Origin of the sequence: Actinoplanes sp. NPDC051494 (genome assembly GCF_044454705.1) — a bacterium.
Classification (GTDB): domain Bacteria; phylum Actinomycetota; class Actinomycetes; order Mycobacteriales; family Micromonosporaceae; genus Actinoplanes.
Window position 1 is genome coordinate 834,547 of the sequence record NZ_JBITDZ010000001.1, and the last position, 12,746, is coordinate 847,292.

Consider the following 12,746-nt stretch of genomic DNA (forward strand, 5'->3'; position numbering starts at 1 on the left):
GGTATTCGGGGGCCACCCGCTACCTTTCCATGTTTCCGCAGCTCAGGCAGGTAGCGGCTGGCGCTACCCGGGCCGCTACCCGCTACCTCCGCCGCTTACGGGTGAGGTAGCGGCGCCGCTACCTCAAGCCAGCTGCGCTACCTCATCCGGTACCGATCCATCAGAATCCCCAACCCTGCCAGAAAGCCAAAGGTAAAGATCGTTCATGACCGCCATCAGCACCCGCCGCCGGTACCCGAAGATCAGCCTCGGCAAGGACGGCACCTGGCACGCCTGGGTCACCGTCGGCACCAAACCCAACGGCCGGCCCGACCAGCGCCACGTCAACCGCCGCACCGAGGCAGAGGCCGAGCAGCGCGTCGACGAGCTGCTCGAGCAGACCAGGTCCAACGCGGTGGTGGTCCCGGGCCGTGCCATGACCGTGGCCAGCTGGCTCGACCTGTACCTCGACACCGTCGCGCCGCGGCGCTGCGACCCGAGCACCGTCACGGACTACCGGTCGAAGTGCACGCACTGGGTCGTCCCGGTCATCGGCCGGACCCGGCTCGACCAGCTACGGCCCGAGCAGCTCGACGACGTCTACCTGAAGATGCAGCGCGCGGGGAAGGCGGACGGCTCGATCCTCAAGACGCACCGGATCCTGTCGCGGGCCCTGGAGGTCGCGTACCGGCGCAGCCTGGTGTCCCGCAACGTCGCGAAGCTGATCGACTCCCCGACCGCCCGGCCCGTGGAGCAGAGCCCACTCACCCAGGCCGAGGCGACCGCGGTGCTGCACGCGGCGGCCGGTCGCCGCGGCGCCGCGCGCTGGTCAGTCGCGCTCGCGATGGGCCTACGCCAGGGTGAGGCGCTGGGCATGCGCTGGTCGTACGTCGACTTCGACCGTGGAGAGCTGAAGGTGTGGTGGCAGCTGCGCCGGCGGGCGTTCGTGCACGGCTGCGGCGGCGCGTGCGGGCGGCAGCGGGGCGGGAACTGTCCCCAACGGCACCTGCCGCTCAGATCCGGTGAGCACGTCCTGGTCGACGGCTACCTACTGAAGGAGCCCAAGGGCAAGGGCCGGCGCATGATCCCGCTACCAACGGAGCTCGTCGAGCAGCTGCGCGCCCACAGGGCCGGCCAGCAGATCGACCGGGTCCTCGCCGACTCGCTGTGGACCGAGCACGATCTGGTCTTCTCGACCGACCGGGGTGCACCGATCGACCCGAGCGACGACTACCGGATGTGGAAGGCGCTGCTCGCCGCGGCGGGTGTACGGGACGCCCGCGTCCACGACGCCCGGCACACCGCGGCGACCCTACTGCTCGCCCAGGGCGTCGACATCCGCACGGTGCAGGAGATCCTCGGGCATTCTGACGTGCGCGTCACCCAGGGCTACGCGCACGTCAGCTCCGACATGGCTCGCGCCGCGATGCAGGGCATGGGCGCGAGCCTCCTCGGGTAGCGCGCGGGCCGTCAGCTGGAGCGGAGGGCCTTGCGCTGTTCCCGCTCCAGCCGGCGGTCCCGGTTGGCTCGCATGGCCGCCAGGCTGTCCTCCCGGACGGTCCGGACCGTGTGATCCGCGAGCAGCTTCTGCACCTGGACTCCGGTCATGCCGATCGTGCGGCCGAACTGGACGTGCTCAATCTGGCGTTTCCGGCAGCCGGCCCGTAGAGAGCGGTAGCCGAAGTCGTACTTCTCGGCGACCTGGGTGAGCGTGAAGAACGGCGGCAAGGTGTCATCCATGACCCGAGACGACCATTGACTACCAGCAGGTCGCAGACGTTCGAGCCCTGATCACCCGGCGGCGTGAGCGACCTGCATCACCATGATCCATATGTCGCACAGATTGTCCGTTGACCTTTGCGGATTGAGGTCAACGTCGGTATATGACACCGAATCAGACAGGTGAACGAGGCAGGAGCGGCCAGTGAGTGAAGAGACAGCCCAGCGGCTTCGGGAAGCCAATGCCAAGGAGGACCGGCTGCGCGCCGAGGCCGAACGGCTCAAGCAGCAGGTCCTCAACGACGTCGCGGCCGGGATCCCGGCCCGGGTGCAGGAGATCGCCAAGCGCACCGCGCACCACCAACCCGAGGTCACCAAGAAGCTCGGCACCGACGGCATCAAGATCCTGCGCAGCGAACTCGCGGATGCGGCGGCGAAGTTGGCGACGCAGGTCGAGACCGCCATGGACGCGATCAAGTGGCCTGAGAAGCAGGGGCAGTACTCGCAGGTCGGGCCGCGCGGTATCCATACGGCGCTCTTTAATTTCATGTACGGGGCGCCGGTCAACGCCGTCGCGGCTGCTTTCAAACGTCATGGCTACGACGTCCACGACGACAATGCGCAGCGAGGCCAGGGTCTGATCTCCCCACAGAGCCTGTATAACGAGGACGAGTTCGCCGAGCTCGCTTCCGCCTTGAACGCTCTCGGAGAGGCCCAGCAGACCGTATCCACGGCGAAAGCTGAGGATGACCGGGACGTCGTCGAATCGCTCTGGCAGGACTAGCCGCGTTGAAGGCTGAGACTTCCTCCTTGCTGGCTGTCGTCGTCTCGATGGCCGCGCTTCTTGTCTCCCTGGTCGCGGCCGGGTACGCCAGGCGCAGCGCGATCGCCGCAGAGCGCCAGGCACGAGCGGCGGAGGCGGTCATCCCGCCCCGCCCGCCAGCCGTCGACTGGAAGATCGAGCCGGGACACGATGGGGCCTACCGACTCCGGAACATCGGAACGTCGACGGCCACCGGAGTCCGGATCGACCTTCCGGAGTCCTTCGCCGGCCAGGTCCACGCCGACCTCGGGAACGGCTCCATTAGCCCGGGCAAGTCTGTCGACGTCCGCTGGTACCAGGCCTGGATGGATCCGAACCTCAACGAGCTACCTGTGGTCTGGGACGGGCGAGAGACTCCTCAGCTGGTGCCGATCCCGCCACGGCCGCCGAAGTCCTCTTGAGGCTCAGGGGCCCCGCGTCCGGGAGTCGGCGTCCCGATCCGCTGTCCCGCCGCCACGAGCTTGAGAGTCATCAGGCAGGTCCAATCACGGTCACCGTGCCGCCGGAACCCTTGTACTTCAGGGCGCCCGCCTCGACGTACATCACGCCACCAGACGCTGGAGTCCCTGGGGCCACGGCCGCGTTACCGAGGTTCATCTGGGCGTCCAAGACGATGCCGGCGGCGAAATGGACCCGAGACCCATGCATGGTTCCTGTGGAGGCCGGCTGACCCGGGTAGACGGTTCCGTCCGGGGGGACGTTGATGATGTCGTGTTGGCCGGCTGCGATGTCGGCATTGATCCTCAGCCCTGAAGTGGGTTCGCTGCTGTGGTTCGCACCGATGACGGCGCATCGGAAGGCCTGACCGGGGACCAGGTTGATGTCGTACACACCCGCGTCGAGGGCTCCGCCTCGTCGGCCGCAGTTGACGATCGTCACCTTCCGCGAGCGGAACGCCGGCGCGGCAGCGGACTGACCGATCTTGATGAGGTCGCCTGTGTAGTTCCCGACCGCGTCCCAGTCCACGACGTTGCGGATGTAGCCGCCGAGGTTGTTGTACAGGTGGATAACGCCGCCGCGGTTCTGCTCGCCAATGATTTCTTCGAATGTGTTGTCGTAGGCGTAGCTACTGGGTGAAGTGCTTTCGACATAGAAAAACGGCGCGAGGGTGTTGTTGTACGACTGAACCCACAAGTTTTTCCAGATGTTGCTGTTTGCGGCACCGATTGAGTTTCGGACATACCAGCCGGGACGTGTTGATCCAGCCACACGGTCGAGGCGACTATGTGTAATTGAAATCTTAATGTAGTCCCATGCTGAGTCGTGATGAAAAATCGAGGAGGCGGTGTCGGTGCAGACCAGCCAGACACCCTCAAGCTCACCTTGTGAGATTGAGTAGTCACCGCCCTTGGTCGTCATTAGATGACCATTTGTTGAATCCGCTCGAAGGTTCTTAATGGACCATTGGCTCAGATGGGATGACCAGCCGAAGACCCCTTCGACGGATCCGGTGATCTTAGTTGCGTACCGGCCAGCTCCCTCGATCTCGACGCCATCTTTGAGGATGATGCGCTGGCTGGTGGTCCAGTTCCCGCCCGGGATCATCAGCCGGCCGCCCGTCGCGGGCATGGCGGCGATCGCGGCGTTCGCAGCCGGGCCAATGTCTGAACCGGTCCCGGAGCCCCACTGCGGGTCGGTCACCACAGAGACACCCAGCCCGAACTGCTTGGTTGTTACGGTCGCCTGGAGCGCCGCTACCTGAGCGACCGGGGCCGGGTAGGTGGTCGCGTCGGTGGTGTAGACCGGCGAGACCGCGAGGGTGTTCTGCAGGGCGGTCGCGGCGGCGGTATCGGTCTGCTGCCAGGACACCCGCACCGCGACCGGGTTGATGCTGGTGTTTCGGTGCGAAATCGAGAACTTCCAACGACCGTTGGCGGCATCCCAGGTAATCGGCGTGAGAGCGAAACTCGACGGGAGGCTTCCCTGCGCCACCGTGCACGTCATCGTGTTCTCGAAAATCGTGCCGGTGCCGTTTCCGCTGAATGAGTAGACAACGTTGATCGTGCCCATGCTGTTGATCGTGGCGTATTGCCCCGTCATGGCCACTTGGATCACACCGTTGGTGCTGCCAGTGAAGTACAGATCCGCCTTTTCGTTGGCGGCGGATCCGAACGAAATGGCGAAAACTTTCTCGCCGAGACGGTCAATCTTGTCAACTTTGTTCCCCAGCGCGGCGGCTGCGACGGTCGAAAGCGGTTTGTTGGCGTCGGAGGTGTTGTCGACCTGGGCCAGGCCGACGTCGCCCTTGACGAGGGTGACCGCGCCGGCTTTCCCGGCCACAGATGACACCGCGCCCCTGCCGCCGCCGACAGTGCCGGGCTCCGGCAGCGTCCCATACGACGGACCAGTCATCAGCAGGCCCCGTTCTGCCGCAGAGCCCTGCGCAGCACCCTCAGCGCCTCGATGAGGGTCTTAGGCCGCGGTACTGGTGGAATGGTCTGGCTGGTCGACGGTGGGATCAGGTCCTGATCGTCGCCGTGCTCTGCGGCGAGAATTAGCAGGGAGTGGCGCTGGCGCCCCACGACCGGGGTCAAGTCGCAGTGGCCTTCCAGGTCCTCGACAAGGGCGGCGAGGGCGGCGGTCAGGTCCTCGACTCGGCTGGTCAGAGTCGTCGCCTGGGTGGCAAGAGCGTCGGTCAGGGTGTCGATCTTGGCGGCGGCGATCGGATACATCTCACGCCGGCGGACAGCTCGGGCCTCCAACGCGGCACCTTCGGCGAGCCGGCGTTCCTCGACCAGCTGGTTCACCAGGTCGTGGGCGTGCTGGATCTCGCCGGGCTGCCGGCCCCAGTCAGGACGGTTCTGCAGGGCGTCCAGGACGGCGGAGGCGTCGACGAGGTCGCGGTGTACGGCGTCGACCTTCTGCTGCTCGGGGACGAACTGCCAGCTACGGATGAGGTTGGAGACCTCGGCGGTGGTCACGATGCCTCCGCAACGTGGAGGGGCTGACCGGCCGCGTCAACCTCGGCCACACGCCAGCCTCTGAGGTATTGACGGCGAGCGAAGATGACCAAGGCGCGGCCGGCCTGGATCTGGTTCTCCCCCACGGTGACTCCCGGGCTGAACTCGGAATCGGACGCGTCGTCGAACGAGACGAGGGCTTGCCCGTCCGCGAACTGGATCCCACTGAGCTCGCCGCGGAAGTCAGCGCGGGGCGCCTGAACGTTGAAGTGGCGGATGGTCATGGCGCCTCCCGGTTGCCGTGGCGCCAGGCGTCGAGGGATGCCTGGTCGATGAGCCAGGCTCTGCCGACCCGGCGCGCGCTCACTCGGCCGGTCCGGCAGAGCCGGCGCACGTAACCGCTGCTGGCCCCCAGGAGTCGGGCTACCTCGGTCGTGCTGAGCTCCAGAGTGCAGGGTGGCGGCGGTGGGGTTCCGATAGCGGAACCTGGCCGTGTCGCGGGCCGGTTCTCGGCGTCGCGCAGAGCCCAGTACAGGGCGCGTACGGCCGGGGTGGGGGCGCCGCCGGCACCATCGCGGGCGCACCCAGCCAGGTATCTGCCCAGAACGGCACATAGCGGGCTGATAAGGGCAGGGGGCACCCTCACGGACCCGTCAGGGCTGATCAGCCCGTCAGTGGGGCCGTGAGGGTGCATTGTGGGCATGGTCAGACCGCGTCCGGCTCGGCGGTATCGCCGAGCTCCTGCATGGTGCGCTCCGCCGTTCGCAGGGCCGTCGTCGCCGCGAACGCTGCAGGCAGATTCCCGCGACCCTTCTGCCCAAGCTCGACCTGGCCGGCCGCGACAGCGTGTTGCGTGGTGGCGGTCAGCCGCAGCCGGGCGGCCGTGCCGACCCCGTCGTCGTCACCGAGCGCTTTCGCAAGCCCGAGGTCCAGGGCGTGACGGAGCTGGCCGAGCTCCAACGGCTCGATCATCCGGTTGGCGATCCCGCCGGGGCGCTTCTGCTGCGACTCGAGGAAGGAGGGCAACTCCGCCCGCATGGCCAGGATCATGTCCCGGTCGCCCCGGGTCACGGCCTCGGCGAAGATTTCGTGATGGCCGCGGCCGGCGTCGAGCTGGGCACGGACCCGGTTCCAGGCCTTGCCCTGCCGGGTCTCGGCGAGCAGCTGCGCGGCGGCGTCGCCCTGGGGCAGGTCGAGCTTGCCAGCCTCGGCGAGGAGCCGGTCCCGGTCACCGTCGGCCTCGGCCCGGATCTCGTCCAGGCGCTGGGTGAGGTCTTCGCGGAGCTGTTGGATCTGGTCGTCGCGGTAGCGGTCGGAGATCTTCTCGTCGGCGCGCAGGGCCTCGATCTTCTCGGCGGTCTCGTGGGTGGCGATTCGTGCTTCGTCGCCGAGGCCGGCGAGGTTCCGCGCGATGGTGGCCCTGAGGTGCTTAATCATGAGGTTCCTTCAGTTCGTGGTGCCGACCGCGAACGCGACCGGGGTGGTGCTTCACCGACCCGCGAGGGGTCGGAAATCTTGGTCAGATAGTCTTGTGACTACTTGCTTCATGGGAATATCCATAATGACCATTATTGTGTGCCCTAGGACACGTGTTCTAACTCTTGGTCGGCCGGAGCTGCTGTCTCGCCTGCGCGATCCGAGCGCCCAGGCCGGGGAGCGCCTCGGTAATCCGCTGAGCCGCTGACGTCGCCGCCTCCGCACGGGACGTCAGCTCCAGCAGCACCCGGGTGGCTTCCTCGGCCAGGTCCACGCCCGCGCACCGGGCAGCCGGGTCCGGGTCGCGGGCGAGGTCGGTCAGCGCGGCCCCGAGGCGCTGCTTCGCGAAGCCGAGCTCCTGCCGACCCTCGTAGCCGCAGCCGTGCCCCGACCGCCGCGGCGGCACCTGCTCGCCCGCGCTCACCGGGACCGCCCCGCCCGGGCCGCGGCCTTCCGGGCCGCCCGCCGGGCATCCCGCATCCGCCGCCGACGTCGCCGAGCACCACCCGGTGTGGACTCCCGCAGCGACTCCCCCGCCTCCCGGCTCAGGGCAGCCGCGACCTGCGCCACCCGCACCCGATCCGCCCTCACCCCAGCCGGGGCCACCAGCGCGGTCGCCAAGGCCTCCAACAGCGCCGTGGTCGGCCGCATCACCCCGGCCTCCAACCGCTGCACGCTCCGCAGGTGACAGCCCGCCAGCAGCGCCAGAGAGGCCTGTGTCATCCGGCGGCGGGCCCGTGCACGGCGAAGAGCAGCACCGAGGGAAGCGCGGAGCCGCTGCCGCTCGGCATCCCCCGTCACGCCCTGGCGGTGGCCGGCCCCAACGACCACCCGGTCGGACCCGGGCGGCGCAACGGGCGCGGCTGCATGGGGAGCCACCAAGCGACCGAGCCCCGCGCTTTCGCCGGTGGTGCTTGACATGGTGGTCATCTGGTCTCCTGGTTTGTTCGGCGTCGACACATGGGGCATGCGGCGACGCCGGTGATTGGGTCGGTGATGTTGCCGCCGGGTTTTTCGTCGGGGCATGTGGGCTGTTTGTCGCGCCAGCGTTTCCATTGCTGGTAGGTGTTCTCCCAGCTGACGAGGGCGGCTTGGTTTCGTGCCTGGGTGGCTTCGGCGGCACGGCGTGCTTCGCCGCAGGCTCGGCATGGCTCGTCGCTGATGGAGTTCCGGTGGCGAGGGCATCGCATCGAGACGTTCAGGTCCGGCTTGGGCGGTACGTGTGGCCCGTTCGATTGCCTGTCCTTCAGGGCTTCGGGTTGGGGCTCGTTCTGCTCTGCTGGTGTGCCGGCAGCGGACCCGGGCGCTGTTGCGCGCGCTTCCTCCTCTTGTTGCTCCTCAAGGTCAAGTACTCCTAGCAGGGGTCTCAGACCCCCCTGCTGGGATGCGTTGCGGGGGTCTGAGACCCCTGTACTTGCGGGGTCTGAGACCCCTGTGCTTGCGGCAGTAGTAGGGGGGTCTGAGACCCCGCTGCTTGCCTCGACAGCACAGGGGTCTGAGACCCCTGTGATGTCGGCTTCCCACTGTTTCCGTGCGAGGTCAGCAGCGTCGTGGATGTTCAGCCGGTAGCGGGCGGAGCGATCCCTGGCGTTCTTGCGCAGGGACGACGCCTCTCGGTCCTTGGTGATCACCTGGTCGTCCACCATGCCGCGCACGAGCCGGCGAACGTCGCGGAGCTGGGTGGCTGATGGATCGGGCGTCTTGAAGAGCACGGCGGTGAGGTGGTCCAGGCCGGCTGAGTAGTACGGCCAGGGGTCTGCATCGAGCGAGGTGTTGGCCATGAATACCAACGCGGCGAACGGCCGCCATGGCAGCTGGGTGGCATACCGATCGAAGACGGCCTTGACGTTTCCGGCGCCCATCAGGTCTTGGCCTCGTCGGTAGCCGCCACTGACTCGGAAGGCTTCTCTCGCTCGGCAACGGCCTTGAGTACTTCGATCAGGGCCCGGCGTTGCGGGGACTTGTTGATCTCGCCGTATTCGCCGTACGTCCGCGTCGATGGCACGTAGCCGTTCCACTGATCGAGCCGCTCGTACCCGAGCGCGTGGCAGAGGTGCTCCGCGAGGTCCGGGTGCGCCCAGAGCCTGGCAATCCGCCGTTGAGCTTGCTCGCGGCGCATCTGGACGGCTTGTGCGACAGCACGGCGCTGGTCTGGGGTGCCGGCGGCCCACCAGGGTTGCGATCCGAGTACCGAGGTGATGCGCCCCGGGGCAGGTATGGTTCTGCTCATCGGAGTATGGCTCCGTTCGATGGTGGCGTCGGCCCGGCTGGTCCCCGGGCCTCGCTCACGTCTGAAGGCTTGGACTTCCGCTGCTCAGGCGGCAGAGAGCGCCATGGCTGGCTGTTTGACCGGATACGGCGTGGCAGTAGAGCGCAGGAGCGCTGCGAGTCTGGTGCGCTGTCCGTCGGTGAGAGGCGGCGCCTCGTCGACCAAGCGCCGGATGTGCTCGCGATAGACGTCATCACGCTGCACCGCTGGCCACCGCCTCGCGGGCAAAGAGATCATCGATGGAGCAGCCGAGCTGGTCAGCAAGGGCACCGAGTACTGGAACGGACGGGTGAGCCGTCCCGCGCTCGTACTGGTGGACGCTGAAGACGCTGCGGTCGATGCGAAGAGCCAGCTGCTCGGGTCGCAGGCCGGCGGCGACCCGCCGTGCCCGGAGCTGGGGACCAGAGAAGGTGCGGGCCACTCGGAAACTCCCTCGGGATAGCACGAACCCCAAGCACGAAGACAGATCCGTCTGTGGATCGTCTTCCGCTCGGGGCTTCCCTTGGTCGTCCCTGCCCGCACCTTCGGCCTTGCCGAAAGTGATACGCGGCGCAGTGCGCAGCGCGTATAGGCCACTGCCGTTCACGACCTTGCCGTGAACGGAGCTTGCAACTTGGTGTTCAGTTGGTGATGCAACGCTACCGCTGCAATTAGATTGGACGTGCGTCGACACGCTGCCGACACACGAGCCGGTAAGCTCGCGCATGGGTCTTTCGCCCTCCTAGCAAGGGTGATCGATCAATGGGCCGCCGCTGGTGCTGGTAACACCGCGGCGGTCCGCCTATTTAGTTGCCGGTCTTCCAGGCGATTTCGATCGTCCGGGAGTCAAAGTAGGACTGGCCGGGCCTCCAGCCGGGAGGCCGGCCCTTCTTGGTCCTGTGAATCGTGATGGCCATCAACGCATCGACGATGGATGTTCTCCGGTCGACGTCATCGATCGCCTCCCACGCCGCGGCGACGTCGTCTGCATCCACGACGCCAGCCAGCACCGAACGACGTCCCGCCTCTGCGATCGTCTCGTCGATCAGCTGACTTCGAATCTGGATTCGGGTGGTGCCTTCACGCAGTTGGCGTGCATCAATGCTGCCTTCGGCGTAGAGCCCTGCCAGATCATCCAGGCGCTGGCGGAGTGCATTGCCTTCCGCCCGGAGGGCACCGAGATCGGGCCCGCTCTCGGTCTGGAGCAGGCCAGCGGCGTCTGGCCTGCTGAGCCGCTCGACCACGAGCGCGGCCACGAACTGGTCGACCTCCTTGGCGTTCCGTAGGACGCATTTGTTGGCGCGACATGTGTAGGACGGTGTCGATCGCCGGGAGCTGTGCAGGACATCCCCACGTACCGGGGCACCACAGACACCGCATCGGGCGACGCCAGAGAGCATCCACTTGCGGTTTGTGGCCCAGGATGTTCGACGGGCCGGATCGGTAAGGATGCTGGAGACGGCGCGCCAATGCTCCTCGGCAACGATGGCCGGCCATTGGGCCTCTCCGACGATCTTTTTCTGATGCTCTCGGAGCCCGGCGTTGCGAGGCCGGACCAGCACCCGGCGGAGCTCTGTTGGCGTCCAGGTACGTCCGGTAGAGGTCGTAACTCCTCGGCGGTTGAGATCGGCCGCTTGAGCCCGCAGGCTGGCACCAAGCAGGATCGCTTCGGTGACTGACGCGACCACCTCAGCTTCAGCGGCACGAATGGTGACACCGTCTGGCTCGTACCCGAATGGGCGCTGACCGCCGGCCCATTTGCCGGCGGTCGCCGCCTGGAATTTGGCTCGCTTGGCCCGCTCAATCTGGTGCTCGACCTCGTATCGGGCGACCGCGCCGAGCTGACGAGCGACCATCCTGCCACTGGGAGTGCTCAGATCCAGCGGCCCTGCCTTGACGGTCAGCGTTGGTAGACCGCGGACCTCGCACGCGCTGATGTAGTCCTCGAGCTCAACTGGCGAGCGGTGAAGCCGGTCGGTGTGCCAGGCGATCACTACGTCGACCAGACCAGCACGGATGTCGCCGAGCAGCCGCAGATACTCCGGACGCGGCTTACCGCTGTATGCCGAGAGATCGTTGTCGGCATACAGCCCAACGACCTCATGGCCCTCGGTGGCCGCCAGGTCTCGGCAGTCGCTCTCCTGGCGTTGCACGCCCAGGCCAGCACCTGCCCGGTCTCGGGAGATGCGGACGTAGATCGCTGCTCGTGACATGGCTCTCACTCTGCATCACCAAAATAGAAATAGCAAACGTTGACACCAGCCCTGGCGATCGCGTGCGCGCTTCTGGCCAGCGCGGGTGAGCTGCCGCTGGCCGAGATGGAGGGCGTGGTGGTGGTCGGCGAGCTCGGCCTCGACGGGTCCGTCCGCCCGGTACGCGGCGTGCTGCCCATGGTCGTGGCCGCCGCCCGAGCCGGGACCACCCGGGTGATCGTGCCCTGGGCGAACGCCGCCGAGGCGGCGGTCGTCCCCGGCGTGACGGTCGGCGCGGTCGACTCCCTGCACCGGCTGATCTCCTACATCCGCGGCGAGTGCGCCCTGCTCGACCCACCACCGGGTCAGCCGTCCGCCGCGGAACCCGGTCCGGACCTGGCCGACGTCGCGGGCCAGGAATTCGGCCGGTACGCGATCGAGGTCGCCGCCGCCGGGGGCCACCATGTCTCGCTCATCGGCCCGCCCGGAGCCGGCAAGACGATGCTGGCGGAGCGCCTGCCCTCGATCCTGCCCGCCCTCGACGACAAGGCAGCGCTCGAAGTGACGGCACTGCAGTCGATCGCCGGTGTCCTGCCCCCGGACGGCCGGCTCGTCCGCCGGCCACCGTTCCAGGCACCCCACCACAGCGCCAGCACGGCCGCCCTCATCGGCGGTGGCAGCGGCCTGGCCCGTCCGGGAGCACTGTCGCTCGCCCACCGCGGCGTCCTGTTCCTCGACGAGGCCCCGGAGTTCACCCCGGCCACTCTCCAGGCCCTGCGGCAACCCCTGGAGAGTGGCCGAGTGCTGCTGGCCAGGGCCCGGGGCACCACCGAGTACCCGTCGCGGGTGCAGCTGGTCCTCGCGGCCAACCCGTGCCATTGCGCCAACCCGGCCGGTGACCAGCATTGCCAGTGCACGTCCGTCGAACGCCGTCGCTACCTCGGCCGGCTGTCCGGGCCGCTGATGGACCGCATCGACATCCGGGTCAGGCTCGAGGCGCTGGGCTCGGCCCACCTGCTCAGTCCGGGAAGTCCGGCGGAGTCGTCCGCCGAGGTGGCCACCCGGGTGGCCGCGGCCCGCGGCGTGGCGACAGCCAGGTGGTCGTCCCGGGGCTGGCGGGTCAACGCCGAGGTCCCGGGCCCCGAGCTGCGCCGGCCCCCATGGCGGCTCGCACCGAGGGAGACCGCCGCCCTGCGCGCGGGGCTGGAACGCGGATCACTGTCGGCACGCGGCTTCGACCGGATCCTGCGGCTCGCCTGGACCATCGCGGATCTGGACGGGCGGACCAGACCCGGCGGCCCCGACGTGGACGAGGCCGCTCAACTCAGAATGGGAGAAGCGAATGAACAACTTGCCCGGCGCTGAGACGACGGAAGGGCCTTTCCGCGCTCACCACATCTGCGCCCTCG

15 protein-coding genes and 1 pseudogene are annotated in these 12,746 nt (G+C 67.7%); 4 read left to right on the forward strand and 12 right to left on the reverse strand.

All coding sequences use genetic code 11. The annotated features are described in order from the left end of the window. Positions 1-205 precede the first annotated feature (205 nt). Entirely contained in the window at positions 206-1,438 is a 1,233-nt protein-coding gene (locus ACIA6A_RS03835) for a tyrosine-type recombinase/integrase (RefSeq protein ID WP_396095859.1), read from the forward strand. A gap of 11 nt (positions 1,439-1,449) precedes the next feature. Here the strand turns inward: ACIA6A_RS03835 and ACIA6A_RS03840 are convergent, their stop codons facing one another. Continuing rightward, entirely contained in the window at positions 1,450-1,719 is a 270-nt protein-coding gene (locus ACIA6A_RS03840) for a hypothetical protein (RefSeq protein WP_396095860.1), read from the reverse strand. Between the two features lie 184 nt (positions 1,720-1,903). On the opposite strand from ACIA6A_RS03840, the gene ACIA6A_RS03845 reads away from it, so the two are divergent. Further along, positions 1,904-2,482 (forward strand): hypothetical protein, encoded by a 579-nt coding sequence (locus ACIA6A_RS03845; protein WP_396095861.1) that lies wholly within the window; start codon positions 1,904-1,906, stop codon positions 2,480-2,482. Positions 2,483-2,508: 26 nt separating this feature from the next. Beyond that, entirely contained in the window at positions 2,509-2,922 is a 414-nt protein-coding gene (locus tag ACIA6A_RS03850; protein ID WP_396095862.1) for a hypothetical protein, read from the forward strand. Between the two features lie 70 nt (positions 2,923-2,992). Here ACIA6A_RS03850 and ACIA6A_RS03855 read toward each other — a convergent pair whose 3' ends face one another. The 11 genes from ACIA6A_RS03855 to ACIA6A_RS03905 all read right to left on the reverse strand — a co-directional run bounded on the left by ACIA6A_RS03855 (position 2,993) and on the right by ACIA6A_RS03905 (position 11,358). Beyond that, positions 2,993-4,873 carry a hypothetical protein gene (locus ACIA6A_RS03855; RefSeq protein WP_396095863.1) on the reverse strand — a complete coding sequence of 627 codons (1,881 nt, stop codon included), beginning with the start codon at positions 4,871-4,873 and terminating at the stop codon, positions 2,993-2,995. Continuing rightward, complete coding sequence (locus tag ACIA6A_RS03860) at positions 4,873-5,442, reverse strand: hypothetical protein (protein WP_396095864.1); 570 nt, start codon at positions 5,440-5,442, stop codon at positions 4,873-4,875. The genes ACIA6A_RS03855 and ACIA6A_RS03860 overlap by 1 nt, the downstream gene beginning before the upstream one ends. Further along, the gene (locus ACIA6A_RS03865; protein ID WP_396095865.1) at positions 5,439-5,705 is read right to left on the reverse strand and encodes a hypothetical protein; all 267 of its coding nucleotides are present in this window, start codon (positions 5,703-5,705) and stop codon (positions 5,439-5,441) included. The genes ACIA6A_RS03860 and ACIA6A_RS03865 overlap by 4 nt, the downstream gene beginning before the upstream one ends. Continuing rightward, a complete protein-coding gene (locus ACIA6A_RS03870) occupies positions 5,702-6,124 on the reverse strand; it encodes a helix-turn-helix domain-containing protein (RefSeq protein WP_396095866.1) in 423 nt (140 codons plus the stop codon). Before ACIA6A_RS03870 ends, ACIA6A_RS03865 begins: the two co-directional genes overlap by 4 nt. Before the next feature lie 2 nt (positions 6,125-6,126). Then, entirely contained in the window at positions 6,127-6,858 is a 732-nt protein-coding gene (locus ACIA6A_RS03875; RefSeq protein ID WP_396095867.1) for a hypothetical protein, read from the reverse strand. A 157-nt stretch (positions 6,859-7,015) separates the two neighbouring features. Beyond that, on the reverse strand, positions 7,016-7,321 hold the full coding sequence (locus ACIA6A_RS03880) for a hypothetical protein (protein ID WP_396095868.1): 306 nt from the start codon (positions 7,319-7,321) through the stop codon (positions 7,016-7,018). Beyond that, positions 7,318-7,923: a helix-turn-helix domain-containing protein gene (locus tag ACIA6A_RS03885; protein WP_396096441.1), complete on the reverse strand. Its 606-nt coding sequence runs from the start codon at positions 7,921-7,923 to the stop codon at positions 7,318-7,320. Before ACIA6A_RS03885 ends, ACIA6A_RS03880 begins: the two co-directional genes overlap by 4 nt. Beyond that, positions 7,824-8,759, reverse strand: coding sequence for a hypothetical protein (locus ACIA6A_RS03890; RefSeq protein WP_396096480.1), 936 nt, complete (start codon positions 8,757-8,759; stop codon positions 7,824-7,826). The genes ACIA6A_RS03885 and ACIA6A_RS03890 overlap by 100 nt, the downstream gene beginning before the upstream one ends. Further along, entirely contained in the window at positions 8,759-9,127 is a 369-nt protein-coding gene (locus ACIA6A_RS03895) for a hypothetical protein (protein ID WP_396095869.1), read from the reverse strand. Before ACIA6A_RS03895 ends, ACIA6A_RS03890 begins: the two co-directional genes overlap by 1 nt. Before the next feature lie 232 nt (positions 9,128-9,359). Then, the gene (locus ACIA6A_RS03900) at positions 9,360-9,872 is read right to left on the reverse strand and encodes a helix-turn-helix domain-containing protein (protein ID WP_396095870.1); all 513 of its coding nucleotides are present in this window, start codon (positions 9,870-9,872) and stop codon (positions 9,360-9,362) included. 79 nt (positions 9,873-9,951) lie between these two features. After that, positions 9,952-11,358 carry a recombinase family protein gene (locus tag ACIA6A_RS03905; protein WP_396095871.1) on the reverse strand — a complete coding sequence of 469 codons (1,407 nt, stop codon included), beginning with the start codon at positions 11,356-11,358 and terminating at the stop codon, positions 9,952-9,954. 51 nt (positions 11,359-11,409) lie between these two features. Between ACIA6A_RS03905 and ACIA6A_RS03910 the strand changes: the two are divergent. Continuing rightward, positions 11,410-12,702: pseudogene (locus ACIA6A_RS03910) on the forward strand (YifB family Mg chelatase-like AAA ATPase); the annotation flags it as partial. Between the last annotated feature and the right edge of the window lie 44 nt (positions 12,703-12,746).

What these genes read in the sequence shown, in the direction of transcription:
- ACIA6A_RS03835 (WP_396095859.1), top strand. Translation starts at nt 206, where the DNA reads ATGACCGCCATCAGCACCCGCCGCCGGTACCCGAAGATCAGCCTCGGC.
- ACIA6A_RS03840 (WP_396095860.1), bottom strand. Translation starts at nt 1,719, where the DNA reads ATGGATGACACCTTGCCGCCGTTCTTCACGCTCACCCAGGTCGCCGAG.
- ACIA6A_RS03855 (WP_396095863.1), bottom strand. Translation starts at nt 4,873, where the DNA reads ATGACTGGTCCGTCGTATGGGACGCTGCCGGAGCCCGGCACTGTCGGC.
- ACIA6A_RS03865 (WP_396095865.1), bottom strand. Translation starts at nt 5,705, where the DNA reads ATGACCATCCGCCACTTCAACGTTCAGGCGCCCCGCGCTGACTTCCGC.
- ACIA6A_RS03870 (WP_396095866.1), bottom strand. Translation starts at nt 6,124, where the DNA reads ATGCCCACAATGCACCCTCACGGCCCCACTGACGGGCTGATCAGCCCT.
- ACIA6A_RS03875 (WP_396095867.1), bottom strand. Translation starts at nt 6,858, where the DNA reads ATGATTAAGCACCTCAGGGCCACCATCGCGCGGAACCTCGCCGGCCTC.
- ACIA6A_RS03885 (WP_396096441.1), bottom strand. Translation starts at nt 7,923, where the DNA reads ATGCCCCGACGAAAAACCCGGCGGCAACATCACCGACCCAATCACCGG.
- ACIA6A_RS03890 (WP_396096480.1), bottom strand. Translation starts at nt 8,759, where the DNA reads ATGGGCGCCGGAAACGTCAAGGCCGTCTTCGATCGGTATGCCACCCAG.
- ACIA6A_RS03895 (WP_396095869.1), bottom strand. Translation starts at nt 9,127, where the DNA reads ATGAGCAGAACCATACCTGCCCCGGGGCGCATCACCTCGGTACTCGGA.
- ACIA6A_RS03900 (WP_396095870.1), bottom strand. Translation starts at nt 9,872, where the DNA reads ATGCGCGAGCTTACCGGCTCGTGTGTCGGCAGCGTGTCGACGCACGTC.
- ACIA6A_RS03905 (WP_396095871.1), bottom strand. Translation starts at nt 11,358, where the DNA reads ATGTCACGAGCAGCGATCTACGTCCGCATCTCCCGAGACCGGGCAGGT.